This is a genomic window from Bosea sp. F3-2 (assembly GCF_008253865.1).
GTDB lineage: Bacteria > Pseudomonadota > Alphaproteobacteria > Rhizobiales > Beijerinckiaceae > Allobosea.
In genome coordinates, this window is sequence record NZ_CP042331.1 from 4,975,807 (window position 1) to 5,002,721 (window position 26,915).

Sequence of the window (26,915 nt, forward strand, 5' to 3'; positions counted from 1 at the left end):
CGGGGAAAACATGCGCCATCTAAGTCTCGTCCTTTTGGCTGGCGGTCTGTCGCTCGCCTCATTCTCCGCCTTGGCGCGCAACGACCGGTCGGTGCAATCTCTGCAGGACGCGCTGAATTCGCCGCAGGTTTCCGCACTCGACAAGGAGGTCAGGGTCTTCTTCGGTGGACAGCGACATCCGCGGGTGGCCGAGAAGATTGGCGAATGGAGTAGCCAGCGCCGTGGCAGTGCCGGCCGGACCGATGCCGAGACGGCCGGCGGCTGCCACTATGCCTTCGCCGAAGCACTGGACCAGCTGATGAAGCGGGCGGCCAAGGAGGGTGGAAATGCCGTGATCGGCATCTACAGCGTCCATGGCGACACGCCACTGCACAGCACCACGCAGTATCAGTGCGGCATCGGTAATGTGAAAACCGCGGTGCGCCTGACGGGGACGGTGGTCAAACTGGGGCGTTAGAGTCTGCTGGTTTTACACGGAAACGGTCCCGTCATTCCGGACAAGCCGCGACAGCGGCGCCGATCCGGAATCCATCATAAGGCGCGGCGCTCTACGATGGATTCCGGGGCAAGCCCGGAATGACGGCGCGTCTCCATCGAAAGTCAGCAGGCGTTAGAGAACGCGTTCTCTCACTTAAGTTTAGAGCCGGATTCACCGATCAGGTTGGTTCAATCTGATCGGATCCGGCTCTAGATCGCCGTGCGTCCGATCGGACGCGATAAGTGATCTATACCTTTGTTATCGCGTCGGAGACCGCTGCCCGGATGCGGCCGTTTCTCGGTCGGCGCCGGGCAGCGCCCAGAAATCGTAGAAATTGTACCACTGAAGCGGCTGCTGCAGGCAATAGCCCTCCAGCCGTTTCGCATACAGCGCGGCGTAGCCGGCGAGCGCCTCCTCACGGGTCTTGCGCGGCAGCGTGACTGTTTCAGCGAAGCTCTCGAAATAAGCGCGGTGACGATCGCCCTCGCGCAGGCAGAAGAGCGTCAGGACGGGACAGCCGAGCAGGGCTGCGAGAATGTATGGGCCCTGGGAAAACGGCGCCGGCTGCCTCAGGAACATCGCCTCGCTGATCCGGCCACGGCTCGTGACCGGGATCCGATCGCCGGCGATGACCAGCCACTCGCCCCGTTCGATGCGCTCCGACAGGGCAATCGCGGTCTCGACACCGATCTCGGTGACCTCGATGACATGGGCCACGGCATCGGGCCTGACGGAGCGCAGCAGGGCGTTGTAGCGTCGCGCCTGCTGCGTATGCATCAGGACATGCACCGGCCGACCGACGAGGTCGGCAAGAGCGGCACGGGCCATCTCGGCATTGCCGAGATGCGAGACGATCAGCAATGCGCCACGCTGGCCTCCGAGATAGGGGGCTGCTGCTTCGCCGCCGACGATCTCGACCGGCCCGGCCAGATCCGGGCGCATCCAGCCGACGATGGTATCGAGCGCCTTCGTCGCAAAATCGAAATAATGGCGGAAGCCGTCGCGCCAGCCCGGCGGAGATTCGTGCTTGATGGCGCGTATGCGCGAAAGGAAATCCAGCGACGCTCTGCGTTGCTCGGAGCTCGCCAGAAAGAAATAAAGCACGACGGGACGCAGCGCGGCCAAGCAGGCGCGCCGGCCGAAGACGCGATAGATCGCAAGCATGGAACGCAGTCCCCAGCCGGTGCCGCGCTCAGCCAAGGCTGCCCAGTGGCGCGCTCGGCCGCCGGGGGCGAGGCGACGAAGCAGGAGCCTAGGCAGGCGCCGGAGCATGCCGAAGAACAGGCGCGTATGCATGCGGGTGATCAGCCAATTGTCCCGCAGCATGCGGAAATTGGAGGTGTTCCCTTCGGGGTAGGTAACGCGGACCGGAACCTGCAGGACCGGGATGCCGCGCCAGTGCAGGCGCACCATGATCTCGGTGTCAAAGTCCATGTATTGTCCGACCTGCTCCTCGCGGAGCACTGCCAAGGTGTCGGCAAGCGGATAGATGCGATACCCGCACATGCTGTCCCGGATCTCGAAGGAAAGCGTCTCAATCCAGACCCAGACATGGGTGACCCAGCGACCGATGGCGCGGCCACGGGGAATCGACCGGTCGTAGGTCGGTACACCCGAGGCGAGTGCCCTGGGTTCGGCGCGCGCGGCATCGAGCAGCGCATCGAGCTCTTGCAGGTCATGCTGCCCGTCGGCATCGATCTGGAGGGCGTGGCTATATCCGGCCTCGGCGGCCGCCTTCATCGCGACGACGAGTGCGCCGCCCTTGCCCCGATTGTTCGGCAGGCGGATCGTCTCGATGCCGGCGGCGGGGTCGTGCAGGGCAGCGATGGCTTGCGCGGGGACGGCCTCGCTGCCGTCGTCGACGATGAAGACCGGGATGCTGCGCGCGGCCAGGGCGGAGACGATGCGAGGCAGCGCCTGGTGGTGGTTCCGGCTGGGAATGACAGCGCAGAGCCTGAAGCTTTCGGCAGTTTCCGGCATCGAGCGGGTGACTATCCAGCAGGGCCAAGTGATTGCCATGGCGCCTGTCCGTGGCAAGGATTGCGCTACTTCTCAACAGACCGCGCCGAATGCAATGCGGAAGAGCCAGATTTTTGGCGAACGGATTGTCGGCCATTTGAAATTGGACCGAGAGAAAGAGTTATCGAGAGGGCAGGCCGCAATCCGCACTGAGACGGCGAGCTTCTCATGCGAAGCTGGTGTCGATCATGCTGTCAGACGATCAATTCTCCTGTCGGCAGGCGAGCGCGGCGCTGAACGCCGCTTGCAGATGCGATGCCGAGGCGGAAGACGTTGACGAGCCAGTGTCCCGCTGGCAGCGAATGGCGCTGGGTGAGGAGCGCGTTGCTGACCGGCCAGTCCGCAAGCACGGAGATGGGGCAGGCTGCCAGCCCATTGAATTCCATCGCTAGCCAGGCGCGATAGAAGGCGCGCCCGGTTTCGAGCGGATCCTCGCCTATTGGCCGGTGAAACAGTGCGATCGCGCCCGTTTCCGTCTTCGCGCGCTCGCGCATCAGCCTCTCGGCGAAGCCGAGGCGATTCAGCAGCGGGAAGAGCGGACCCAGCACGAGCGAAGCGCCGGCTGCCTCGACACGGCCGAGCGCCATCGCCTCGGCGTTGAGCCCGTCTCGATGATAGCGGGGATCTCTCGGTGACAGTCGCATCCAGGCGAGGAGTTCACGCCGATGCTCGTCCTGACAGAGAAAATGAAACCCGGCGCGATCCCCCAATTCCGCAATCTCGGAAACCATGGGGCCGGGCGCGATGATCGCGAGATCCGACACCGCCGCGAGCTTCCTGAGCGCCTCATGCAGCGCAGCGTCGGCCGGCAGGAACCGGTCGCGCCGGGTGCGACGGTTGGCAACGGCGGCGGCAAGCGGATCCGCTGTCGCCCCGGCAGCGAGTGTCAACCGGGCAATGGGCCGGTGCGCTGGAAGCTCGCCCGGACCGTCGTCGCGTTCTATCGCAGCGATCTGCAGCCCGCGGCGGCCAAGCGCCAGCGACAGCCCCTCGATCGCCGCGCCATGCGAGAGCCGGACATCCTGCCCGGTCGGATCAGCCACAAGCAGGCGCCGCGTCACATCTTCCAGCAGGAGCAGCGCATCGTCGCCGAGCAGGCGCCATCGTGTCGGCTGAATATTATGGACGCTCGGCGCCAGCCGCACCTCGGCGAGCAGTTCTTCGAGCGTGGCGCGGTCGAGCATGGTCTTCAGCCTCTCAGGCTTTTGGCGAAGAGATGCAGCCGATGCAGCGGCTTTGCTCCCGCCTTCTCGGCCTGCCTGAGGCTCGACCCGTTGACGTCGGCGATCCAGGTGCCGCCGAGCTCGGTGTAGCCCGCCGTCTTCAGCGCGCTCGTCACCTTGTAGAGCATGGCGCCGTTGAGGCCGCGATTGTGGAAGGCGCGGCTGACCGACTGGTAGACGATCACGGCGCGCCGGTTGCTCCAGCGATGCCAGAGAAAGCGGAAGGGGAAGCTGAGGCCGATCCGCCCGCCGACCACCTTCACCAGCGGGTTGAGATCGGGGATCGCGATGATCGCGCCGACCGGCTCGCCCTGATGATGCACCACGGTCGAGATGCGCTTGTCGATGACCCACATCATATCGCCGGCCTGGAAGCGGTATTCTTCTGCAGTGGGCGGAACGAACATCGGATTGGCATCGAAGCCGTCATTGAGGATGAGGCGCGATTCCTCCAGCCGCTCGGCGAAGTGCCGGCGGTCGATCGGCATCCAGCGATAATCGGGATCGGCGAGGATCGCCCGCTGCTTGTCACCGAGCAGGCCGCTGGGATCGACATCGGCCAGTGCGATCCGGAAGGTCGTCATCGGGAAGGTCGGCGCATAGCCGTTCGCCTCGAGTAGCCGCGCGATATGCGGCGGGCTGAAGATCATGTCGGTGAAGGGTGCGTTCCCGAAGCCGCCGGTGACGACGCCTGCCTGCTGCATCGCCGTCAGGTTGAAGTTGCCGACGATCTCCACCATCCCGCGTTCGCGGGCCCAGTTCTCGGCAGCGCCGAGCAGGGCCGAAGCGACCTCGAGATCATCGACGCAGTCGAAATAGCCGAACTGGGCGCGGGTCGTGCCGTGGCGGAGATTGGACGCGTCATGGATCGTGGCGACGATGCGCCCTAGCGGGCGCCCGTAACGCAGCGCCGTGAACAATTCCAGCCGGCCATGGCCCTGTGCGACCAGGGGATTGTGCGCGGGATCGAGCATGCGATCGAAATCGGACCACATCGGCGGCACATAGGGGCTCTCCGTCGGATAGACCTCGGCTGTGACGGCGAAGGCGGCCTTGCGATCGTTGCTGACAATCTCGATCATGCCGGAGTCCCGCTCGGTGCGCCCGCCAGCAGCCGGCGCACCAGCATCAAGGCCGTCTCGGTTGCAGGGTCGGCTGAGACCACCGGCACGGTGATCAGCAGCAGATCGAGCGGCTCCTCGCCGAGCACGAGCAAATGGCTGGCGGAATGGGTCGCCATCAGCGCCGTGAGCCGCTCTGCCGCCGGATCACTCGGTGGCCAGGGCCAGTTCCTGCCGGAGGCATGGAGCACGCCGATCTCGCGCAGCGCTGGCTTCAGGATCGCCGGGTCATAATCCGCGAGCCCGGCCTCGCCGAGTCGGCGGGCACTGCTGAACAGCGGATGCCCGGCGAGCTCTGCGATCAGCACATTCCGCGTCTGCGCATGCGAGCGAGCCAGTGAGCCGAGGACGCCGGGTGCGGCCGCATCGAAGGAGCTCGACAGCGCGTCGACCGCCAGCGCGATCGCGAGCACGCCGGCGAGCGCTATGGCGCAGAGCCTGATGCCATGAGCGAGATCGGCGCCGGGTGTGACATGCGCGGCCGCAGTGCCGAGCGCCAACGCCCCGACGACGCGCAGGCCGAGCAAGGCGAAGCCTTGCCGTCGCGTCGGCGCCGCCCCGCCTGTCACGAGCACGATCGAGACCAGAAGCAATGCGCCGACGCCACCCAGTCGGACCGGCATGTCGGGCATCAGCGCGCGGAAGTCGCTGAGCGCGAAGGGCAGGACCAGGAAGGCGCAGAGGCCGAGCCGCCAGACGCTCGTATTCTCGGCAGCGGTCAGCGAGGCCGGGTCGCGCCGGAACAGCAGCAGCCCGCAGAAGGCAACCGTCAGGAGCTGGAAGCCGGCCAGCACCAGATCGTAGGCCCGGCCCGGTTCATCGAAGCCGAGGAGGCCGGCGAGGACCAGCAGGACCGAGCCGGCGAGCACGGCGATCTTCCCGGCATAGGGCGCATGTCGGCGCAGCATGCCCTCGGTGACGATCAGCGCACCGAGCGGGAACAGTGCGGCACATGCCAATGCAAGCCGTCCGAGCAGCACGCTGCCGCTCCACCAGCTCAGGCCGCGCAGCAGGAAGAGCGTGGCCACGACCCCCATCGCCACGAGGAAGCGGGTGGTCAGCGCCCCGCGCGGGTCGCGCCGGCGCAAGGTCAGCATGGCGACGGCAAGGCCGAGTGCGCCGCAGATATCGACGATCGAATCGGCGACCAGTGCCGGATTGGCGAAGCCGCTGGTCATGACCCGTCCACCATCTTGGCGAGCGCCCGCGCCACGAAGGGCTTCAACAGCGCCGCGACCGGCGCAGGCAATGGCCGCTCCACCGCAGGCCGGTAGGGATTGAAGAACCACCCGCGGCAATCGGTGCCGGTCGGCTTGCCCAGCGTCAGCGCGATCGCCTCATAGGCCATCATCATGCCGGTGCTGATCACCATCGGCGCGAAGGACATGCGACTGCGCCGGCCGGCCGCGACCTCGCCGGCGATGGCGAGATCGACATGGTGGCGCGAGCGCGAATGCAGCATGACATGCGTGACCTCGCAAAGCATCGCCGCGCGCCTGTCGTCCTCGCTAAGCGTCCGCCACTCCTTGCCGATGGTCGGAAAGCCGAGCCTCTCCTCCGGGCGCGGATCGCCTGGACGCACTACGATCACCGAAGGCAGCGGCGCCATATAGGCGTCGATCACGCTCGCGCCCGCCGTTTTGGCTGTGCGGTAGAGATGCAGGCCGGCAGCGATGTCGTCCATGCCATTGACGATCACCTTGCAGCGCCGGGCGATCTCGGGGAGCTGCTGCGCCCACTCAGGCCCGAGCACCTCGATCTCGATCTCGGGATTGATCGCGCGCGCCGCCTCGGCGGCCGCTTCCGCCTTGGGTCGGCCGACAGTGCCCGCATCGGCGAAGACCTGCCGGTTCAGGTTCGAGACCTCGAAGACGTCGATATCGGCGATGACGAAGCGGCCGACCCCGGCGCGGACCAGCGCCATGAAGGCGGCCCCGCCCATGCCGCCGACACCGCAGACGAAGATTTCCGCCTGCCGCAACCGCGCCTGCTCGTCGTTCGTGACGAAGCCGATATTGCGGGTGGTGAAGAGCTCGTAGCTGAAGGCGGACATCATGGTTTCGACCTCGCGGCGCGGGGACGCAATGTGCCGAAACGGCTGGTGTCGTCGAGCCAGTGTACCAGGGGCAGCACCAGCCTCTGCAGCAACAGGAAGGCGGAGGCGCCGATCAGCCCCGGCAGCGAGGCACGCGGGACCTGGCCGAGCAGGTAGCGCCGCGCCGCGGCGAGATCCATGCGGCCGAGCTGCAACACGTCGTCGCCGCGCTCGTAGTTCAGCGCCTCACGGCAGAAATCGTTGTAGCGCGCCTCGCGATGCTGCGTCGCCTGATCGAAGCTCTTCTTCAGATCGTCCGAGCCGCCGGTATAGGCGTCGGTGATGATCGAGCGCGGCTCGTCATAGCCGGCCTCGGGCCCGACGCCGAAGACGTGGCGGTGCCCGCGCATGATCTGCCGCGCGAGCCACAGATGCGCGAAGCTCTGGCGACTGCCGGCATCCGGCGAGGGGTAAACGTCGGAGAAGGTCTCGCAGACCATGCCGACCACGCTCGGCACCTGGGTGACGTTCGATATCCAGCGCGGCCTTAAGCCGCCACGGACGAACAGCACCAGCACGGTCAGCCCGTAGAGCACCCAGGAGAGCCCGCGCCCGCGCACCTCCGGATCGACCATGACGAGGCCGAGATGCGTGACCTGCTCCGGCTCGCCATTGAGCGAGAGCTGCATCTGCGCCAGCGCATTGAAGGCGACCGGTCGTCCGGTCGCCGTCTCGCTGATCAAAGTGACGATGCTCTGGCTGAGGCGTTCGCGCTCGCCGGAGAAGACGCCATAGATCAGCGCGCCCTGCGCCAGCGTTCGACCCGCCACGGTGCGCAACTGCTCGACCAGCGCCGCGAGCGCGGCATCGTCCAGCACCACGCCCGGCCGCTCGATGATTCGCGTCGTGAGCCCCGGCGCGGTCGCGAGTGAGAGATCGAGCGTCGGCCGCCTGAGCGCCTTCAGCCAGAAGCCGAGCATCGCCTCAGGCCACCGCGGTTGCGGGAGCTTGGGCGCGTTCCTTCACCAGCCGCGTGATGCCGGCGAAGTCGAGCTTGCCGGAACCGAGCACCGGCACGGCCGGGACCACCATCACCTCGGCCGGGATCATCAGGTCCGCGGCGCCCTTGCCCTTGGCGAAGGCCTGGAACGCGGCGCGCGTCGCGTCCTTCTGCTGCGTCACCAGCACCAGCCGCTCGCCTTTGCGGGCATCGGGCAGGCTGGCGACGCCGGAGAGCATGCCCGGCCAGCATTCGGCGGCGAGCGCCTCGACGGCGGCGAGCGAGACCATCTCGCCCGCGATCTTGGCGAAGCGCTTGGCCCGGCCCTTGATCGTGACGAAGCCGTCCTTGTCGATCGCGACGATGTCGCCGGTGTCGTGCCAGCCTTCCGGCGGCGGTTCGAGCACGCCGGGATTCTCGGTTTTCAGATAGCCGAGCATGATGTTCGGCCCGCGCACATGTAGCCGTCCGCCGTCTTCGACGCCCGGCATCGGCTCGAGCCTGGCCTCCATGCCCGGCATGATCCGGCCGACGGTGCCGAAGCGGTTGAACATTGGGGTGTTCAGCGCCAGCACTGGTGCGGTCTCGGTCACGCCATAGCCTTCGAGGATGCGCAGGCCGAACTTCTCCATATAGGTCCGCCGGGTCGTGTCCTTGACCGGCTCCGCGCCGGCCACGATGTAGCGCAGCGAGCGCAGATCGTAAGGGTGCGCCGCGCGGGCATAGCCGGTGAGGAAGGTGTCGGTGCCGAACAGGATGGTGGCGTTCGCGCCATAGACCAGCTCCGGCACCATCCGGTAGTGCAGCGGCGAGGGGTAGAGGTAGACCGGCACACCCGAGACCAGCGGCAGGACGAGCCCCGCCGTCAGGCCGAAGGAGTGGAACACCGGCAGCACGTTGAAGACCTTGTCGCGCCGGCCGAAATCGATCCGCGCCGCCGCCTGCGCCGCATTGGCCAGCATGTTGCTGTGTGAGAGCACCACGCCCTTGGGGGCGCCTTCCGAGCCCGAGGTGAACAGGATCGCGGCACGGTCCGAACCCTTCGCCTTTTCGATCGCTTCGCCATGGCGCCAGAGCGCCTTGAGCTTGTCGCCGGTCGAGACCGTGGCGCGCACGTCTTCGAGATAGACGATGCCGACCTCGCTGGAGAGCGCCTCGATCAGCGGCCCCATCCGGCCCTTCTCGACGAAGGCGCGGGAGGTGACGATCGTCCTCACCTGCGCCGCCTTGCAGGCGGCGGCGATGTTGCCGGCGCCCGCGGTGAAGTTGATCATCGCCGGCACGCGCGCCGCCGACATCAGGCCGAGCAGCGTCACCGCCGCGCCATTGGCGTTGGGCAGCATCACGCCGACCGCTTCGCCCTTGGCCGCCAGCGGCATCAGCTTGCGGCCGAGCACCTCGGCGCCGATCAGCAGGCGCTTGTAGGTCAGCGTGCCCGTGATCGGATCCTCGACCGCGACGCGGCCCTTGCCGTTGAGCTTCGCCGCTTCCGTGACCGCCTCGAAGACGCTGCGGTCGATATCGGTGGTGCGGAAGATCAGGTCGGACATGATCTGGTAGAGCGCCGCACCAGCGGCCTGGCGCCGTGGCTTGCCCTTCAGCTCCTCGGATACGGTGAGCGCAACCGGCTCCAGCACGGTGACGTGCACTTTGGGGAACCAGCGGTGGCGCACCTGCTCGCGGGTCAATCGCGAGAAGATCGTCGCCTCCAGCCCCTCGATCCGGACCGGCACGACCTTGGCGCCGGATTTCTCGGCGATCATGCCGACGCCGTCATAGACCTTCATCAGGCTGCCGGTGACGGTGAGGCGCCCCTCGGGGAAGATCACCAGGGTTTCGCCGGCCTTGACCGCGTTGATCAGCGAGCGCGTCGCCAGCGGGCGCGACGGATCGAGCGGCATGGCGCGGGTCAGCTTCAAGAAGGGTTTCACCCACCAGCGCTGGGCGATGCCGTGGTCGATGGCGAAGACCGGCTCCTTGTCGAGGATCGAGAGCGCCAGCGCCGCATCGAGGAAGGAGACGTGATTCAGCGCGATGATGGCATTGTCGCCGGCCTTGGCGATGTTCTCACGGCCGGTGACCTCGACCCGGTAGAAGGCGCGAAACAAGATCGACAGGAAGTCGCTGAGCGGATTGGTTGGCAGCGTCCGCAGGATCCAGGCGGAAGCCGCGATGGTCAGAACGCCGATCAGCAGGAAGAGCTGGGCGAGCGTCAGGCCCGCCGCCTGCAGCAGCGCGACCACCACCGCGCCAGCGACCATAAAGGCGGCCGACAGCACATTGACGGCGGCGACGATGCGGGCGCGCTTCTCGGCCGGCGCCCAGGCCTGAGTGGCCGCGAAGGACGGCACGACGAAGACGCCGCCAGCGATGGCGATGCCGGCGAGGTCGATGCCGACGCGCCAGGCGGATGGGCTCGCGAAGAAGGCGCCGATATCCTGGGCCGGCTGGTGCGCGACGATGCCCGAGACGGCCCAGCCGAGATCGAGCGCGAACAGGCCCATCACCACGCCGGCGACCGGAACCGGTAGCAGCACGATGCGGCCGCTCGACAGGAAGGAGCCGATACCGGAACCGACTGCGATGGCGATGGCGAAGACGCCGAGATAGGTCGAGACGACCATCTCCGTGCCGCCCATGCCGTTCTTCACCAGCGAAGGCAGCAGCGACATCACCACGGCGCCGATCAGCCAGAAGAGCGAGACCATGACGCCGGTGCGCCAAAGCCGGGCGTCGCCCCACAGATCGATCAGCAGGTCACGGGTCGAGCGCAGGATGTTGCGGTCGATAGCAAGGTCGGGCGCCGCAGGGCCGGTCTTCGGGATGAACAGGGTTGAGCCCCAGCAGAGCACGGCGAAGATGATGATCAGCAGGCTGAGCTGGGCGGCGTCGCCCCCTTCGCGCGCCGTCAAGCCGCCGGCGATCGTGCCGAGCAGGATGGCGATGAAGGTCGCGCCCTCGATCAGCGCATTGCCGGCCGGCAACTCCTCGCGCTTCAGATGGTCGGGCAGGATGCCGTATTTGATCGGCCCGAACAGCGCTGCGATCACGCCGAACAGGAAGAGCGCGACGAACAGCACCGGCACGGAATGAAGCGTAAAGCCGAGGACCGCGACAGAAGCCGCGCCGATCTCGGCGAGCTTCAGCCGCTGCGCCATCACCGCCTTGTCGAACCGGTCGGCCATCTGTCCGCCCAGCCCTGAGAGCAGGAAGAAGGGCGCGATGAAGAGCCCGCCTGCCAAGGTCACCAGCGCTTCGCCATGCGAGCCGGCGAGCTTGTAGAGGATGATGAAGACCAGCGCGTTCTTGAGGAAGTTGTCGTTGAAAGCGGAGAAGAACTGCGCCCAGAACAGCGGAGCGAAGCGCCGCTTCAGCATCAATGTGTCGATCATGGCGTGCCCACAAGGAAAGGACGGTGAGGTTGCATCGACCGGGCTAAGCAACCCTTGCCTGTGCCGGCCGATCTCGATTCGCGGTTAAGCCGCAATTACCTTGCGTTACCGCCTTAGAGAGCCGGCTTGCCGGCATCCATCAGCAGGCGCTCGGTGCGGGCGTCCTCGATGCGGTTCACGAGCTTGGCCGCCTCGTGCATGTCGCGCACCGTCTTGGTCATGGTGATGCAGGACTGGACGAGCATGACACCCCCCATGGCGAGATAGCCCTTGGCCCACCAGTCGAGCGGCAGGAACAGGATGCCGGCGCCGACCATGGCCGCTGCGGCGAAGAAGGAAGCGTAGGTAAAGCTGACCCAGGCGCCACTGTGAGGTTGCGAATTCTGGTTCATGATCGTGATCTCCCCTGGCGATAGGCGGTTGCGGCTGAATCAGATGGTCGGAGCGGGTGTGCGGGCGCGAAGCCGCGCCAGCACGTCGTCGGCGGTGGTCCGCAGCCGCGGGCCGAAGCCCTTGGCGGCGAGCTTCTCGGTGACGGAGGCGGCGGCCGCGCCATCGAGCTCGTCGAGGGCGGTTTCGGCGGCTTCCGCCTCGACCTGACGCTCGCGCAGGCGCTTCAGAGTCTGCTCGGCCTCGGCCAGAGTCGACTCGTGCGCGCGACCGGCCTCGATGCGGCCTTGTCGCATCTGGCGCACGGCCTCCGAGGCGCGGGCGAGACGCCGACCGCGGTCGAGCTCCGTGATGCGCGCCTGAGCCTGACCGACATGGCGGCGCAGGCGAACGATTTCGGCGGCAAAGAGCGCCTGGGCACTCGCCGCAGCGTCCCGGTCGGCCTCCAGGGCCGCGATCGCCTCGGCGCCTTCGCGAGCTAACCCTTCGTCGCCGGCCGTAAGCGCCGCCGCGACGCGGATTTCAAGATCGGCGATGCGGGCATTGCCGACAGCAAGGCGCTCGGTCTCGTGCCGGTCCTGCGCGATCGCGACCGCCAGCGCCTTCTTGGCGCGCTCGAAGGCGCTGGTGGCATCGCGCATCTGCTGATCGAGGATGAGGAGCGCGTTGCGATCGGCGAAGCGCTCCTCGGCAATGGCGGCGCTGCCGCGGACGAAGGTGAGAAACATCTTGAGCATTGACACTTCCCTGTTATGAACGTTGTTCACGAAGGATGCATAGCCCAAACTTGAACGGCGTTCAAGAAAAGACTTGAACATAGTTCACGGCATGGCGGGAGCGACGGCAAGATGGCGGAAGCGACGGAAATGACCACGACGGCAGCGCGCCGGGAACGGCAGCGCATCCAACTGATCGACGCCGCGGAGCGGGCCATTGCCGAGAAGGGGCTCGCTGGCTTGAAGGCGCGCGAGCTGGCGCAGGAAATCGGCTGTGCGCTCGGCGCCATCTACAACCTCGTCCAGGATATGGACGAGCTCGTCCTGCGTGTCGGCTCGCGCACATTGGCCCGGCTCGATGCGGCCTTGAGCGTTGCCGCGCCGCAGGCGCCATCATCACCGGCTGAGGCTGCGGACGCCCTTGTTGCAGTCGCGCTCGCTTACGCCGCATTCGCCCGCGACTATCTGCGGCTCTGGCGTGTTCTGTTCGAGCACCGGATGGCCGAAGGCTCAACCGTGCCGGACTGGGCCGTCTCGGAGCAGATGACGATGTTCCGGCATATCCTCGGGCCGCTCGGCGTGCTGCTTCCCGATGGAAGCGAAGCCGAGCGCGTCCTGCTCAGCAGGACACTGTTCTCGGCCGTCCATGGCGTTGTCTTGGTCGGGCTGGAGGAGAAGCTGATTGCCGTGCCGCGGCGCGAGCTCGATCACGAGATTGAGAAGCTCGTGCGGCTGGTCAGCTCCGGGCTCGTTGCCAATCAGAAACGCTGATCGTCACTCAAGGCGCACTGAAGAGCTCCATGTGAGCGAGCCCTGAAAGGGCGGATCACATCGGGCCGTTTGATCTTCAATGCGCTGACGTAACAGCGGACGTGCCCAGGCAGGCCACGCCAGCGCTCATCGAGACGTCGAGCGTGATGTCCGATTCCAGGCAAGCAGCCACTGTCGCTGTTGGTGCTAGACTGCCTCAAGACGCCCGCTGCAACTGACATTGGAGACGAGGGCAATTCCGGAAAGCGGCTCGACTACTTGGGGATGTCTGGAGTTGGCGGATTGTGTTGCGGACTGAGGCCCGCACACTGACGACAGCGCGTATTAATTGAATATGGTGTTCCCCTTTTGGGGACGCTCCTCCCACCACCTCCTCTTTTGAGATGAGTTCGCCATGATCCGACACTTCGTATTTTTTACCGCCAAGTCGTCTGAGAACATCGAGCCTATTCAGCAAGGACTGTCCATCCTGACCGAAATTCCGCATGCTCAGACGCTTGAGATCGCCATAAATCGAAAATCGGACCCGCTCAGCTCCGAGGTGGACATCGTTGTCTATGGTGAGTTTCGAGATGACGCGGCCTTGGCAGCCTACAAGGCGCATGAGCTGTACGCTGAAGCGATAAGGCTTGTACGGCCCCTCCGTGAAATGAGACTTGCCGCGGATTATCAGGTCTCGGCGGCGGTCACGCGACCATTCGACAGGTCGTCGGGCCGAACCGGGTGAGGCAACCTCTGGAGCGCTCAGCTAGTTTCGCCTGCCTGATCCGAGCTCGACCGGGACATTCGATGCCGCCCGGAGAGAGGTTGCGCTCCTAGCGAGGAAAGCCGCCTTCAGCAGGCACTCATCGTACTCGCTTCTGGCTTCGGAATCGAAAACCAGCCCGGAGCCTACGTTGAATGTCGCCTGCCCCGAGCGGGCGAGCGTCAGCGTCCGGATCGCGACGTTGAAACGCGCTTCTCCCTTTGGAGAGAGCATGCCGATGCTGCCGCAATAGACGCCGCGCGGATGCGCTTCGAGCTCGCGGATCACTTCCATCGCCCGGATCTTGGGCGCGCCGGTGACCGATCCGCAGGGAAACAAGGACCGGAGCAAATCGGGAAACTGCATGTCCCGCCGGAGTCGCGCTTCGACGCCCGACGTCATCTGAAACAGGGTTGGATAGCGCTCGACGCTGAAGAGATCCGTTACGCGCACCGACCCTATTTCCGAGACACGGCTCAGATCGTTCCGCAGCAGGTCGACGATCATGAGGTTTTCGGCTCGGTTCTTTTCGCTGGAGGCCAGGCTTGTCGCTGCGCGTCGATCCTCCTCGGGGGAGGGGCCGCGAGGCGCGGTTCCCTTCATCGGGCGCGTGCGGATCAGCGAGCCTTCCGTCTCGAAGAAGAGTTCCGGAGACAGCGACAGAATGGTCTCCTGGCCGAGAGCGACCAGTGCGCCATAGGGAGCGGGTTGGAAAGCGCGCAGAGCGGCAAAGAGCGCGACGGGGTCGCCCGACCAGGATCCGGTCAAGGGGAAGGTCAGGTTCACCTGATAGATGTCGCCGGCCCGGATGTATTCGATCGCCTGCCTGAAGCGGGCGGCGTACTCATCGAAGGTCCAGAACGCAGAGAAACACCCGGCGAAGGCGGAACCGTTGACGGAATCCCAGTCGAAGCGCTGCGGTTCGTCAAAAACGCCAAACTGAATCAGGGGTCCGTTCAAGGCCGGCGCCAGGGGCGCCAGCCGCGGCTCGAACATGTAGCCCAGCTCATAGGCGGCATATCCCGCCAGGAAGTACCCGGCCCTCTGGGCATCGAGCATCGCTGCCAGGGTTGCCGGCACGGCGTCGTAGGACCGTGCTTCAATAATCTGGTGGCAGTGCGCGAAGCACAGTGTTTCGTGTGCTTGCCGATCCTCGAGCAGCACGAAGGGGTCGGATGATCTGGGATCAGGAACTCTCAATCCAGGGCTCCATCGCGTCGCGCGGCAGCCTTGGTTCCGGTTGCCGGGCTCGATCGCATTTCCGAGGTTCCTCGCTGTCAGAGCGCTTGATAATCTAGGCCGATATCGAGGATCGGCGCACTGTGGGTCAGCCAGCCGATGGAGATCAGATCGACACCGGTTGCGGCGACGCTCGGCGCGGTCGCGGCGGTGATCCGGCCCGATGCCTCGGTGATCGCGCGGCCCGAGACCATCGCGACGGCGCGGCGCAGCTCCTCCGCGGTCATGTTGTCGAGCAGGACGGCGTCGGGAGCGAGATCCAGCGCCTCTTCTAACTGCGCCAGCGTATCGACCTCGATCTCGATCTTGACGAGATGGCCGACGCTGCTGCGCACACGCTCGATCGCCGGGCGGATGCCGCCGGCGACGGCAATGTGGTTGTCCTTGATCAGAACGGCGTCGTCGAGGCCGAAGCGATGATTGGAGCCGCCGCCGGCGCGCACGGCGTATTTCTCGATCGCGCGCAGGCCGGGGGTGGTCTTGCGCGTGCAGACGATCTTCGCCTTGTGGCCGTCGACCGCATCGACGATGGCCCGCGTTGCCGTGGCGATGCCGCTCAGGCGGCTGAGGAAATTGAGGGCGGTCCGCTCCGCGGTAAGGATCGCCCGGGCCGGCCCGCTCACACTCGCGACGACATCTCCCGCCGCGACGACGCTGCCATCCGCTCGCTGTACGGCGATCTCGACATCCTGGTCGATGAGCTTGAACGCAAGGGCGGCCAGATCGAGACCGGCGACCACCCCGGGCTGGCGCGCCGCAAGGACGGTCGTGGCGCGCTGCTCCTTCGGGACGATCGCATCCGTGGTCAGATCGCCGGCCCGGCCCAGATCCTCGAGCAGGGCGCCCCGGACCAGGGGCTCGAGCATGATGGCGGGGAGCGGGAAGAGGTGCGTCATGATGAAAGGCTTTCCAGCGCTGGCGCGGGGGCGAGGCCTCGCGCTGCCCTGAGTGCGGCGCGGAGGGTGATGTCGGACCGTCTGACGGCAGCCGCATGGTGAGGGCAATCCGACCGGTGATGGGCGCCGCGGCTTTCCCGGCGCCGAAGAGCGGCGATCGCGATCATCAGTGCCACAGCCGCAGGATCGGCCATCGAATTCTTGCCTTCGGCGAGCGGCAGCAAGGTCCGCGCGGCGGCAGTCAGGCTCATTTCATGGCGCACGACCCCAAGCGCCGGCGAGACCAGCGGGCGCACGGGGGCTGCATCGGGTGATGGGACATCGTCTACAGGCACGGGCCGGATCGGTCGGGCGAAGGTACCCGCCAGGTCCTCGGCGACCCAGCGCGAACAGACGACGGCCTCGGTCAGGGAATTGCTGGCGAGCCTGTTGGCGCCGTGCAATCCGGTCGAGGCAACTTCTCCGCAGGCCCAGAGGCCAGAGACCGAACTGCGGCCGGACCCGTCCACGGCAACGCCGCCCATGTGGTAGTGCTGGGCCGGGCGGATCGGGATGAGGTCTCGTCCCGGGTCGATGCCGAGCTTGCCGCAAGCCGCCGCAATCGTGGGGAAGTGCCGGGCGAAGGCGGGACCGAGCCGCTCGCGCGCATCGAGAAAGACGCGATGACCGCTTGCGAGGTGGTTCCAGACGGCGCGCGCGACGACGTCGCGGGGCGCGAGCTCCGCGCTTTGTATCCCCGCGAGGAAACGCCGACCGGTCTCATCGACGAGGATCGCCCCTTCGCCACGAACCGCCTCGCTGATCAGCGCCATCGGGCTCCCCGAGCCATCGAGCGCCGTCGGATGGAACTGGATGAATTCCAGATCGGCGAGGGTTGCGCCGGCATGGGCCGCCAGCGCCAGCCCCTGACCGCAATTGCCGATCGGGTTGGTGGTCTCGAAGAACAGCCCGCCAATCCCGCCGGTGGCCAGCACCACCCGATGCGCCCCGAAGAACATGCGTCCTGCCGGGCCGCTGGCCCAGACACCCTGGATCGCATGGTCCGCCACGGCCAGCCGGCGCGCCTCCACGCCTTCCACGACCGTGATCGAAGGCGTGGAGCGCACGGCGGCGACGAGGGCACGCATGATTTCGCGGCCGCTGCCGTCACCATCGGCATGGATGATGCGCCGCCGGCTGTGTGCGGCCTCCAGACCCAGGCGCAATCGTCCTTGTGGGGTGCGGTCGAAGCGAACGCCGAATGCGGCCAGTGCCTCGATCGCGCCGGGGGCGGCGTGGAGGATGCGGCGCGCCATGGCGTCGTCGCACAGTCCGTCGCCGGCGGCGAGGGTGTCGGCCAGGTGCAAGGACGGATCGTCGTCATCGCCCATGGCGGCGGCGAGGCCGCCTTGCGCCCAGGCGCTCGACGCTTCGGTTCCCAGCGGCGCCCGCGACAGGAGGAGCACTGGCGCCGGCGCGAGATGAAGCGCGATCAGCAACCCGGCGATGCCACCGCCGACGATGACGGGCCGGTCCTCGTGATTCCGGATGTCGGTGCTCATACGGCCAGCATCCGCTCGACAGCGAGCCGCGCGCGCCCGGCGATCTCGGGGGCGACGGTCACGACATGGCGGTTCTGCTCAAGGGCGGCGCGAATGTTGGCAAGCGTGATCCGCTTCATGTGCGGACACAGATTGCAGGGGCGGATGAACTCGACATCGGGATGCTGGAGCGCGACGTTGTCGCTCATCGAGCACTCGGTCATCAGCACCACGCGGGATGGCTTGTATCGTTCGACATAGCCGGACATGTCGGCAGTCGAGCCGGCGAAATCGGCTTCGGCGACCACCTCGGGCGGGCATTCGGGATGGGCCAGCACCGTCACACCCGGATGGTTCTCCCGCAACGCGCGGATGTCGGCCGGCGAGAAGCGCTCATGGACCTCGCAGTGCCCTTTCCAGGCGATGATCTGCACGTCGGTCTGCGCTGCGACGTTCTGGGCCAGATACTCGTCCGGCAGCATGAGCACCCGCGGAACGCCGAGGGATTCGACGACCGCCTTCGCGTTGCCGGAGGTGCAGCAGATGTCGGACTCGGCCTTCACCTCGGCCGAGGTGTTGACATAGGTGACGACGGGAACGCCCGGATAGCGCTGTCGCAGCAGGCGGATATCGGCCGCCGTGATGGAATCCGCCAGGGAACAGCCTGCGCCGAGATCGGGGATCAGGACCGTCTTCTGCGGGTTCAGCAGCTTCGCCGTCTCGGCCATGAAATGCACGCCGGCCAGCACGATCACGTCGGCTTCGGTCGACATCGCCTTGCGGGCGAGCGCGAGACTGTCGCCGACGATGTCGGCGACGCCGTGGAAGATCTCGGGCGTCTGGTAATTATGCGCCAGGATGACGGCATTCCGCTGCCGCTTCAGGGCGAGAATGGCCTCGATATCGTCGGCGAAGCTCAGCCATTCGGCTGGCGGGATAACGCCTTTCACGCGCTCGTAGAGTGCGGCCGTCGTGGACGTGTGGAGCATGGGCGACCCCCTATTATGCTCAGTGCGAGTATAACAGGGGCATATGCTTACTATGAGCATAAGAGATGTCAAGCGCGGGAAAGCGGCAATCGCGTTCCCGCGACGGTCCGTTCGGCGAGGACCGCCTGCCGAAAGCGGAAGCGCTTGGCCGGCCTGCCACCGGTATCCGCGGTCGTCTCGCCGGTCTCCTCGACCAGTTCCTGCTGCTCGATGAGGCGCCGGAAGTTCTGCTTGTGCACGAGCCGGCCGGCGAGCGCTTCGACCGTGCGCTGCAACTGCAGCAGCGTGAAACTCGGCGGCATCAGCTCGAACACGACAGGGCGGTATTTGATCTTGGTGCGAAGCCTGGCGATGCCTGTTGCAAGGATACGGCGATGATCGGCAACCATCGAACGGCCAAGAATGTCATTCTCTGTGCCATTGGCCCGATCCCGGATGGCTTCAGCGACCAAGCCTGCCTCGTAGAGCAGTTCATATCGCTGCAGAACGAGTTCCTCGTTCCAATCGTGACCATCCAATCCGAATGTCAGAGAGACACGTTGCCGGCGCTCCTGCTTGCGAGCCGAGCTTTCGGCGCCATCTGCCCAAGTCTCAAGGCGTGGAAGAACCAAGTCGGTGATGACCGCCGGTCTTCCCGCTCTATGATCTTCCCATGGGAAGTATTCATACCAGCTGCGCCACCCATGCGTGAACGCGTGGTTGGAATTGTCTGCAAGCGTCAGGCCCAGATAGCTGATTGAAATTTGCACGCGATCGTTCGTGACTCGGTCACGGTCAGCGAAAGTGTAGAGCTGTTCGACGTAGCCAAGCGAAAGTCCGGTCTGCTTTTCCACCCATGCTCTAAGGCCGGACTGCAGGGAACGGTGCGAGAGTTCAAATGGACCAGAGGGCAAGGACTCGCCGTGCTCGACGGTCAGGACGCGGGGCTCACGACCCGCTACGTCGACGACCACCGCAATGAGATCCGCACCGATAGTTCGATTTTGATCGATCTCAGCCGCCTGATGAATGGGTTTCTGCATGGCCATATGGCAAATATTGACTCGAATCTATCCATCAAGCTTGAACCAGTGTGGTGCTTGCCCGCAACTCCACGATCAGAGAATGGCCCTGAGTTCATTGCCTGGGCTGAGCAGGGCTGGATCAGCATTGTCCGGGCCGAGACCGCCTTACACCGCACCCTAGCGGTCCTTGGGATAATGGCTTCGTTGACCGGTTCCGCTTGCTCTCCGCGGGACCGTTGGCGTTCAGAGTTCGGAAGTCGAGCCCCAGTCCGGCACATGGGCGGCGAGTTTCAAGCAAGCGGGCACGGATGATCCCGACAAGGTGGCTGCCGCGATGAAGGCGATGCCGATCAACGACGCCTTCACGCGCAACGCAACGATCCGCGGCGACGGCCGGGTGCTGCGCGAGATGTATTTGGCGCGGGTGAAGAAGCCCGCGGACTCCAAGGCGCCCTGGGATTATTTCGAGATCGTGCGCAAGATTGCGCCGGAAGAAACGGTCTGGCCGCTATCCGAAAGCAAGTGCCCGTTCGTCGCGAAATAGAGACTGGCTCTATCGCTATTGGCTAGCCATCGTCGATCCGGCCGACTGGCGTCGTCGCCCAAATCGTCCCTAGCGGCAAACCGTTGATAGGCATGGCGGGCACGGTCAGTGTCGAAGATCTGAGGAATCTCGAAGCGGCCCCAGCGTACTCGACTGTTGCCTGAAGTCAGGACAGCATGTGTAGGCCGATCGCGAGCGTGGCGATCGTCAGTGGCGCGCCGATCCTGAAATAAGTCCAGAAATCGATCGTGATGCCGTCCTTGGCGGCGCGCTCGGCGACGATAAGGTTGGCGACCGAACCCAGCAGCGTGAAGTTCCCAGCGAGCGTCGAGGCCATCGCCACGACCAGCCAAGCGCGCTGCGGATCGTGCAACTGCTCGACGAAGGGCTTCAGCACGAGCACGGCCGGGACGTTGCTGACGAGGTTGGACAGGACCGCGGTGACGCCGGTTAGGGCCGCGACATTGCCGAGGTCGAAATGCGCGGCCTGGGCCAGGACCTCCTTGGTTAAGACCGCGTGCTCCAGCCCGCGCACGACGACAAAGAGGCCCGCAAACATCAGCAGGAGCTGCCCGTCGATCTCGCCATAGACCTTGCGCGGTTCGATCCGGCGCGTCAGCAGCAGCAGGGCCGCCGCGCAGATCGCCACCTTGGCGACGGGCTGGCCGAGGAAAAACAGCACGATCATCGCCAGCGAAACCAGCGCCGACTTTGCCGCGAGCCAACCATGGTAGTGCGCCGGCACAGAAACCGTCGGAAGGGCCTTCCTGGTCAGATATTCGCGCGGGTTGAGAACCAGCACGAGCAGGATGGTGACGAGCAGCCCCAGACCAGCCACCGGCACCAGCGCGGTCGTGAAGGCGCCGTAGGAGATCCCCGAGAGATTGCCGATGATCATGTTCTGCGGATTGCCGGTGATCGTCGCGGTCGAGCCGACATTGGAGGCGAGCGCGACGGCGATGAGGTAGGGCACCGGGTTGCGGTCGAGCGCGCGGGTGAGCGTGATCACGATCGGCGTCATCACCAGACAGATCGCATCATTGACCAGGAAGGCGGAGAGAACGCCCGTCGTCACCACGACAGTCGCGAGCAGCAGCGCCGGGTGATGCGCCTTGCCGACGGCCCAGCCGGTCACCATGCGGAAGAAGCCGGACAGCCTGAGATTGGCGACGACGATCATCATGCCAAGCAGCAGCGTGATCGTGTCGAGGTCGATGGCGCGATAGGCGTCCTCCAGCGAGAGCACGCCGCAGCCGATCATGAGCGCGGCTCCGATCAGCGCCGCCCCGGCGCGGTCGACGCGCAGGCCAGGCATCCGGCCGATGGCGATCGCGACATAGGTCGCGACGAAGATCGCGATCGCGAGGATCTGCGTCGCGTTGAGCCCCCAGTCGGTCATGAAGATCACGCCACTCTTTCGCCCGTCATTGCCGGCGCCGGGATGGCGCCGGGGTCGGTTGGCGGCCCATACCCATGGGTCTCCGGCATGGCAACGAGATAGAGGACGAGGCCGCAGGCGGCGATCGCCGCGAGCGTGATGAAGGCCGTGGAGTAGTCGGCCTGGACGATGATCACGCCCGCCAGCGAGGTGGAGATGGAAGCGCCCACGCCCTGGAACGTCGCCACGGCGCCTTGCGAGACGTTGAAGCGGCCGGTGCCCCGGGTCAGGTCCGCCACCACGATCGGGAAGAGCGCACCGAAGATGCCGGCGCCGACGCCGTCGAGCGCCTGCACCGCGACAAGCCAGAACGGGTTATCCGAGACGACATAGAGCGCGCCGCGCAGCGCAAGCACGCCGAAGGCGACGAGGAAGATCGGCTTGCGGCCCCAGGCGTCGACCTTGGCGCCGACCATCATTGCCATCGGCACCATGACGCATTGCGCCGCCACGATGCAGATCGCGATCAGCGAGGTCGCCTGCTCCTTGCCGACGACACGGGTCAGCAACTGGCCGACGGAGGTCAGCATCGCGGCATTGGAGAGGTGGAAGATGGCGCAGAGCAGCGCGAACAGCATCAGATAGCGGTTCTGCAGCAGGGCCTTCAGGCCCGAAGGCTTCTCGTCGTCGACGGCCTCGTCGAGGCCGCGGGCGAGATCGTCGTCGATCTCCTCCTCCGGCACCATCAGCATGGCGCCGATGCTGAGGACGGCGAGCACCGCCATCAGCCAGAACACCACGACGGGGCCGAAGAAATAGGCCGTCGCGCCGGCGATCGCGGCCGAGACGGCATTGCCGAGATGGTTGAAGGCCTCGTTGCGGCCGACGCGCTTGGAGAACATCTTGGGCCCGACGAGTCCAAGCGTGATCGCCGCCAGCGCCGGCGGAAAGATCGCGCCGGCGATCACTGCGATCGATTGCATGCCGACGACCAGGTAGAAATTGCTGATGAAGGGCATAACGAGGCAGGAGAGTGTCACCGCCACGGTCGAGGCGATGACGATCGCCGGCTTGTGGCGGCCCCTGTCGATCAAGGCGCCGGCCGGGGTCTGAGCGATCAGGCCGACGATGCCCGCGATGGACATGACGAGGCCGGTGGTCGCCTCGTTCCAGCCCTGCTCCGGGCCGCGCACTGCGATGAGATAGATGGCGAGATAGGGCCCCAGCCCGTCGCGCACGTCGGCGAGGAGGAAATTCAGGGCGTCGAGGCCGAGAAGTGCCCGCCGGGATGGCGAGCGTTCGCCCGGTCTTGCGGCGGCGCCGGTCTGGCTTTGCGTGGGCATGGCTGTCGTCTCGCAGCAGAGGAGAGGCCGAAAGGCGGAGGGTCTGCCCGGCGAGTACCGCGCAGACGGGCGCTCGGGGGCGTTACCGAGGCCTTGTTGTGCAGTGGGGTGCCGTAGCGCGCTGTCCTGTCGATGGGAGCTGCCCGGCCGCGGAGGGACGGTGATCGTGTCCGGACCATCAGGGAAAGTCCGGACACGGCCGCCGCTTCAATCCGCCGGCGGTTCGCGGGTTCCCCGAAGTCGTACAAGCCCGTTCCGCGATACGACTTGGCCCGTCATGGGTCAGCCGCGCGGGCCCGGACCCGGCCCCCGACCCGGAGGCGGTGGCGGAGGCGGCGGCGCCCGATCATCGGGGTGCGGCGGCCTCGGCGGGCGCATGTCGATCTCCGCCAGCCGGTCCGGTGTCGCGCCGAGAGCGGTCGCCTCGATCACCGTCCCGAGCGGGCTCTTCATGCTCTCCCCGCGCACCGTGATCGCCGCGTCCGGCTTGAGCAGGTCGGCGAAGCGCGCCGCCTCGTGCGGCGGCAGCCTCAGTTGGGCGCCGTTGTCGAGAACCGCTCCGTTGACCTCGCCGCGCTTGCCGTGCAGCACCACGACGATCTTGCTCGTCACCAGCTCGGACGCGGCGGCACGCTCCTCCGGACCGCCCTGGTCGAGCACCACGGCGCCGGTCGCGTCGTTGGTAATCGAGACGGCGTCGACCAGAGGCGTCGCCCGCGCCTTGAGGCCGCGGATGGTGACCGCATCGCCCGGCCGCAGCGCGAACGCGGTCTGGGTGGAGAGATGCGGCGGCAGCTTGACCTCGGTTCCATCGGCGAGCAGCAGGCCGTCGATATCGCCGCGCGGGCCCAGCGTATACTGCTTCACCACGCCCTTGGTCTGCGGAAGCTGCGAGGGGTCATAGGCCAGGCCGCCGCGGGCCTGTGCGAAGACGGTCGCGGCACCGAGTGCGGTGCAGCCCATCAATAAGAGCGCGGCAGCGGTCGATCGAACTCTGCTCGTCATGATTTCACCCGCTGTTGTGCCGGATGCCCGGCGGGATGACATCTCATCCGCAACCGGCGTGCCAACAGGCAGGTCTTTACATTTCAAAGTCTTATGTGGTGAGCTCACCCCTCAGCCGTCAGTATTCCTGACAGGCGCCGTCATGGATCCTGACGCTTCGCCGACGTCGAGGCCGTAGCGCTCGATCTTGGCGTAGAGGAGCTGGCGGTTGATGCCGAGGCGCCGGGCAGCCTCGGTCCGGTTGCCTGCGCAGGCCAGAAGAGCGCGGCGGATCATCTCGGTTTCCAGCCGGGCCACGGCGGTCGGCAGATCCCCGTCGAGCCATCCGGATGCCGGGGCGGCCGCTCCCGCATCGAGCCCGGCATCGCCCATATCCGCGATGTCGAGCGTGTCGCCTCGCGCCAGGACGACGGCGCGGTCGATGGCATTCTTGAGCTCGCGGATGTTCCCGGGCCAGGGGCGGGCGAGCAGATGCGCCGCCAGCGCTCCCGTCATCCGCTTCGGCCGCTCGCCGGGCCGTGCGGCCAGGCGCAGGAAATGCTCGGCCAGCGGCACGATGTCGGCAAGCCGCTCGCGCAGGGGTGCGAGCGGGATGGCGAGAACGTTCAGCCGGTAATAGAGATCCTCGCGGAAGAGGCCTTGCGCGACGCGTTCGGGCAGCTTGCGGTGCGTGGCCGCGACGATGCGGACATCGACCTGCGCGGAACGCCCCCCGACGGGCGTGACGATCTTGTCCTGCAGCACGCGCAGGATCTTGGCCTGCATCGCCGCCGGCATGTCGCCGATCTCGTCGAGAAAGAGCGTGCCGCCATCGGCGTCGCGGAAGGCGCCGTTCCGGTCGGTCGCGGCCCCGGTGAAGGCGCCCTTCACATGCCCGAAGAGCTCGGATTCGAGCAGGTCGGAGGGAATGGCGGCGCAGTTGACGGCGATGAACGGCCCGGGCTTGCGCCTGCTGTGCTCATGCAGTGCCCGTGCGACGAGTTCCTTGCCGGTGCCGGTCTCGCCGATGACAAGCACAGTGGTGTCGCTGTCGGCGGCGAGGCCGATGGCCTTCTGCACCATCCGCATCGGCTCGCTCAGCCCGACCAAGGTAAAGCGGGAAGCCGCTTCCTCGCAGCCCGCGGCCGGTGGCGCGGCCTGTTCCATCGCCCGCAACGCGAGCATCCGCGTCAGGTTGTCGGCAAGCTCGGCGCGGCCGATGGGCTTGGTGAGGTGATCGAAGGCCCCGAGCCGGATGGCCTCGATCGTGTTCTCCGCTGTCGCATAGGCCGTCAGGATCGTGACCGGAGGCGGCGCCGGCAGGGCGCGGATCGCCTTGAGAACCGCCAGGCCGTCCATGTCTCCACCCAGGCGCAGGTCGAGCAGGACCGCGTCGACCGTCTCGCTGCGCAGACGGTCGAGACCGGTTCGCCCGGACGCGGCGGTCACGGCGTCGTGGCCGAGATCGCGCACCGTCTCCTCCAGGCTCTCGCGCAGGGCCGCCTCGTCGTCGATGATCAGGATGGTCGATGGTGCCATGGCAGCTCGATCTCGAAATGGGCTCCCCGTTCGGAGGGCAGCAGGCGCAAGGCCGCACGATGGACGCCGGCGATCTCCCGCGCGATGGCCAGACCCAGACCGGTACCCTCCGGATGACTGGTGACGAAGGGCTCGAAGAGACGATCGCGGATCTCGGCCGGAACACCGGGCCCGTCGTCGCGCACCGCGATCACTAGGTTCTCGCCCCGCCTCGCAGCGGACAGCGCCACGCTGCCGCCGGCCGGCGTATGCCGCAAGGCGTTGCCGACCAGATTCTCGACGATGCGTCCGATCTCCCCGGCGTCGAAGAGCGGCGGCGACCCGGTCGCAGCGCTCGGGTCCAGCCGGTCGATCAGCCTCACCTCGGCCGCGACCGCCCGGTCGCCGAATGCGGCGACGATCCCGCCGAGGAAGCGAGCGAGATCGACCGCCTCGGCCCTGGGCTCGCGCGGCTGGCTCATCGTCAGCAGATCGCGCAGCAGACGGTCCAGCCGAGCGATCTGGTCGAGGATGAAGCCGAGCGCGGCGGTGCGGCGGTGCTCGTCTCCCGCGGCGAGAGCGTTCTCCACCTTGAGCCGCATCGCCGCCACGGGATTTCGAACTTCGTGGGCGACACCGGCGACGAGGCGGCCAACGGCGGCCAGCCGCTCGGCGCCGGCGGCCCGGCGCCGGGCATCGGACAATCTCTCGCCGCTGGCATTGAGCGCATGGACCAGACGGTCGAGCTCGGGCAGGCCCGTCGCCGCGAGGCGCGGCAGATCGGCGTCGCGGCCGGCCGCGAGATCGGCCTCCAGCCGCGCGATCCGCCGCGACCACGCGATCAGGAGCCAGCCCAGCCAGAGCGCGGAGCCCAGCACGGTCACGGCGAGAACCGCGAACCCGGTCATCAGCCGATCATAGGCCGGCCCCACCCCGGCGGCGATCCGCGTCATCGTCCAGCCGGTCAGCGCGGCATCGGCGGGTCCGCCAAGCGGGCAGGCGTGCAGCAGGAGGATCTGCGACCGCCCCCGCCGCTCCACCGTCACCGGCTTGCCGGCGGCGGCCGCCTCGGCATTGATCTCGCCGATCGTTGGAAGCTCCGCCGTCGGCAGGTCCGTCTTCGGACCCGTGCCCTCATAGGTCGGGAAGGCATAGGCGAGCGAGCCCTCCAATTCGCGCCAGATGCCGCCCTCGATCTCGGGAGAACGGGTAAGCGCGAGCTGGACGAGGTTCGTCAACTGCCGGCGCAGCTCCTCGTCGGTCCGGCCCACTCCCGGACCGCGCCAGCCGGAAGCGAAAAAGGCATAGCGATCGGCGATGCCGCGGCAGGCCGAGACAAGCCGGTCCTGCGCCCGTCCGGCCTGCACGTTCGCGGTCTCCCGGTAGAACGAGACGAAGAGAAAGCCGGTCGCGCCCGCCGAAAGGACGATGAGAACCCAGAGCCCGATCAGCAGGGAGCGTAGAGACGTCAGCATGTCACCTGTCTGCGGCGAATGCCGGGGTGCGCATGGTCGAGCCTCGGCATTCTCGGGGGACCGCCAAGCCGAAGCAAGCGGGCGGCGTGAGAACAAGCTGCTGCACCACGGCGAAAGCCGCAAGAGCGGGGGCAC

The 26,915-nt window shown here is 66.6% G+C and carries 22 protein-coding genes and 1 pseudogene; 4 read left to right on the forward strand and 19 right to left on the reverse strand.

The features are described from left to right. Positions 1–10: 10 nt before the first annotated feature. Complete coding sequence (locus FQV39_RS22995; protein WP_149132411.1) at positions 11–457, forward strand: excinuclease; 447 nt, start codon at positions 11–13, stop codon at positions 455–457. Positions 458–736: 279 nt separating this feature from the next. On the opposite strand, the gene FQV39_RS23000 is transcribed toward FQV39_RS22995, so the two are convergent. The 9 genes from FQV39_RS23000 to FQV39_RS23040 form a co-directional block, all read right to left on the reverse strand. Then, positions 737–2,497 (reverse strand): glycosyltransferase family 2 protein, encoded by a 1,761-nt coding sequence (locus FQV39_RS23000; protein ID WP_149132412.1) that lies wholly within the window; start codon positions 2,495–2,497, stop codon positions 737–739. A 194-nt stretch (positions 2,498–2,691) separates the two neighbouring features. Beyond that, positions 2,692–3,681, reverse strand: coding sequence for a hypothetical protein (locus FQV39_RS23005; RefSeq protein WP_149132413.1), 990 nt, complete (start codon positions 3,679–3,681; stop codon positions 2,692–2,694). Between the two features lie 5 nt (positions 3,682–3,686). Further along, positions 3,687–4,802 (reverse strand): GNAT family N-acetyltransferase, encoded by a 1,116-nt coding sequence (locus FQV39_RS23010; RefSeq protein ID WP_149132414.1) that lies wholly within the window; start codon positions 4,800–4,802, stop codon positions 3,687–3,689. Further along, positions 4,799–6,019, reverse strand: a complete 1,221-nt coding sequence (locus FQV39_RS23015) for a hypothetical protein (RefSeq protein ID WP_149132415.1) — start codon at positions 6,017–6,019, stop codon at positions 4,799–4,801. Before FQV39_RS23015 ends, FQV39_RS23010 begins: the two co-directional genes overlap by 4 nt. Beyond that, the gene (locus FQV39_RS23020) at positions 6,016–6,897 is read right to left on the reverse strand and encodes a ThiF family adenylyltransferase (protein ID WP_149132416.1); all 882 of its coding nucleotides are present in this window, start codon (positions 6,895–6,897) and stop codon (positions 6,016–6,018) included. The genes FQV39_RS23015 and FQV39_RS23020 overlap by 4 nt, the downstream gene beginning before the upstream one ends. Next, a complete protein-coding gene (locus FQV39_RS23025; protein ID WP_149132417.1) occupies positions 6,894–7,856 on the reverse strand; it encodes a hypothetical protein in 963 nt (320 codons plus the stop codon). Before FQV39_RS23025 ends, FQV39_RS23020 begins: the two co-directional genes overlap by 4 nt. 4 nt (positions 7,857–7,860) lie before the next feature. Beyond that, positions 7,861–11,268, reverse strand: a complete 3,408-nt coding sequence (locus FQV39_RS23030; protein WP_149132418.1) for an acyl-[ACP]--phospholipid O-acyltransferase — start codon at positions 11,266–11,268, stop codon at positions 7,861–7,863. A 113-nt stretch (positions 11,269–11,381) separates the two neighbouring features. Then, entirely contained in the window at positions 11,382–11,660 is a 279-nt protein-coding gene (locus FQV39_RS23035; protein WP_149132419.1) for a YiaA/YiaB family inner membrane protein, read from the reverse strand. Positions 11,661–11,699: 39 nt separating this feature from the next. Continuing rightward, entirely contained in the window at positions 11,700–12,395 is a 696-nt protein-coding gene (locus FQV39_RS23040; protein ID WP_149132420.1) for a PspA/IM30 family protein, read from the reverse strand. 129 nt (positions 12,396–12,524) lie between these two features. Here FQV39_RS23040 and FQV39_RS23045 point away from each other — a divergent pair, with 129 nt between their 5' ends. Together FQV39_RS23045 and FQV39_RS23050 are read left to right on the forward strand one after the other, a co-directional pair. Then, positions 12,525–13,145: a TetR/AcrR family transcriptional regulator gene (locus FQV39_RS23045; protein WP_149132421.1), complete on the forward strand. Its 621-nt coding sequence runs from the start codon at positions 12,525–12,527 to the stop codon at positions 13,143–13,145. Between the two features lie 394 nt (positions 13,146–13,539). Beyond that, positions 13,540–13,872, forward strand: coding sequence for a Dabb family protein (locus FQV39_RS23050; protein ID WP_149132422.1), 333 nt, complete (start codon positions 13,540–13,542; stop codon positions 13,870–13,872). A 21-nt stretch (positions 13,873–13,893) separates the two neighbouring features. On the opposite strand, the gene FQV39_RS23055 is transcribed toward FQV39_RS23050, so the two are convergent. The 5 genes from FQV39_RS23055 to FQV39_RS23075 all read right to left on the reverse strand — a co-directional run bounded on the left by FQV39_RS23055 (position 13,894) and on the right by FQV39_RS23075 (position 19,562). After that, the gene (locus FQV39_RS23055) at positions 13,894–15,054 is read right to left on the reverse strand and encodes an aminodeoxychorismate synthase component I (protein WP_248313113.1); all 1,161 of its coding nucleotides are present in this window, start codon (positions 15,052–15,054) and stop codon (positions 13,894–13,896) included. 113 nt (positions 15,055–15,167) lie between these two features. Beyond that, positions 15,168–16,025: a carboxylating nicotinate-nucleotide diphosphorylase gene (nadC, locus tag FQV39_RS23060; protein ID WP_149132424.1), complete on the reverse strand. Its 858-nt coding sequence runs from the start codon at positions 16,023–16,025 to the stop codon at positions 15,168–15,170. Beyond that, positions 16,022–17,566, reverse strand: coding sequence for an L-aspartate oxidase (locus tag FQV39_RS23065; protein ID WP_149132425.1), 1,545 nt, complete (start codon positions 17,564–17,566; stop codon positions 16,022–16,024). The genes nadC and FQV39_RS23065 overlap by 4 nt, the downstream gene beginning before the upstream one ends. Then, positions 17,563–18,534 carry a quinolinate synthase NadA gene (nadA, locus tag FQV39_RS23070; RefSeq protein ID WP_187640031.1) on the reverse strand — a complete coding sequence of 324 codons (972 nt, stop codon included), beginning with the start codon at positions 18,532–18,534 and terminating at the stop codon, positions 17,563–17,565. The genes FQV39_RS23065 and nadA overlap by 4 nt, the downstream gene beginning before the upstream one ends. Positions 18,535–18,602: 68 nt before the next feature. After that, on the reverse strand, positions 18,603–19,562 hold the full coding sequence (locus FQV39_RS23075; protein ID WP_149132427.1) for an NUDIX hydrolase: 960 nt from the start codon (positions 19,560–19,562) through the stop codon (positions 18,603–18,605). Between the two features lie 265 nt (positions 19,563–19,827). Here FQV39_RS23075 and FQV39_RS23080 point away from each other — a divergent pair. After that, positions 19,828–20,082, forward strand: a pseudogene (locus FQV39_RS23080) (ABC transporter substrate-binding protein); the annotation flags it as partial. A gap of 166 nt (positions 20,083–20,248) precedes the next feature. Here FQV39_RS23080 and FQV39_RS23085 read toward each other — a convergent pair. The 5 genes from FQV39_RS23085 to FQV39_RS23105 form a co-directional block, all read right to left on the reverse strand. Continuing rightward, positions 20,249–21,481, reverse strand: coding sequence for an anion transporter (locus FQV39_RS23085; RefSeq protein WP_149133987.1), 1,233 nt, complete (start codon positions 21,479–21,481; stop codon positions 20,249–20,251). Positions 21,482–21,486: 5 nt separating this feature from the next. Then, complete coding sequence (locus FQV39_RS23090; protein ID WP_149132428.1) at positions 21,487–22,803, reverse strand: MFS transporter; 1,317 nt, start codon at positions 22,801–22,803, stop codon at positions 21,487–21,489. 282 nt (positions 22,804–23,085) lie between these two features. Then, positions 23,086–23,808: a hypothetical protein gene (locus FQV39_RS23095; RefSeq protein WP_149132429.1), complete on the reverse strand. Its 723-nt coding sequence runs from the start codon at positions 23,806–23,808 to the stop codon at positions 23,086–23,088. A 111-nt stretch (positions 23,809–23,919) separates the two neighbouring features. After that, positions 23,920–25,326 carry a sigma-54-dependent transcriptional regulator gene (locus tag FQV39_RS23100; protein WP_149132430.1) on the reverse strand — a complete coding sequence of 469 codons (1,407 nt, stop codon included), beginning with the start codon at positions 25,324–25,326 and terminating at the stop codon, positions 23,920–23,922. Beyond that, positions 25,305–26,780: a sensor histidine kinase gene (locus FQV39_RS23105; RefSeq protein ID WP_149132431.1), complete on the reverse strand. Its 1,476-nt coding sequence runs from the start codon at positions 26,778–26,780 to the stop codon at positions 25,305–25,307. Before FQV39_RS23105 ends, FQV39_RS23100 begins: the two co-directional genes overlap by 22 nt. Between the last annotated feature and the right edge of the window lie 135 nt (positions 26,781–26,915).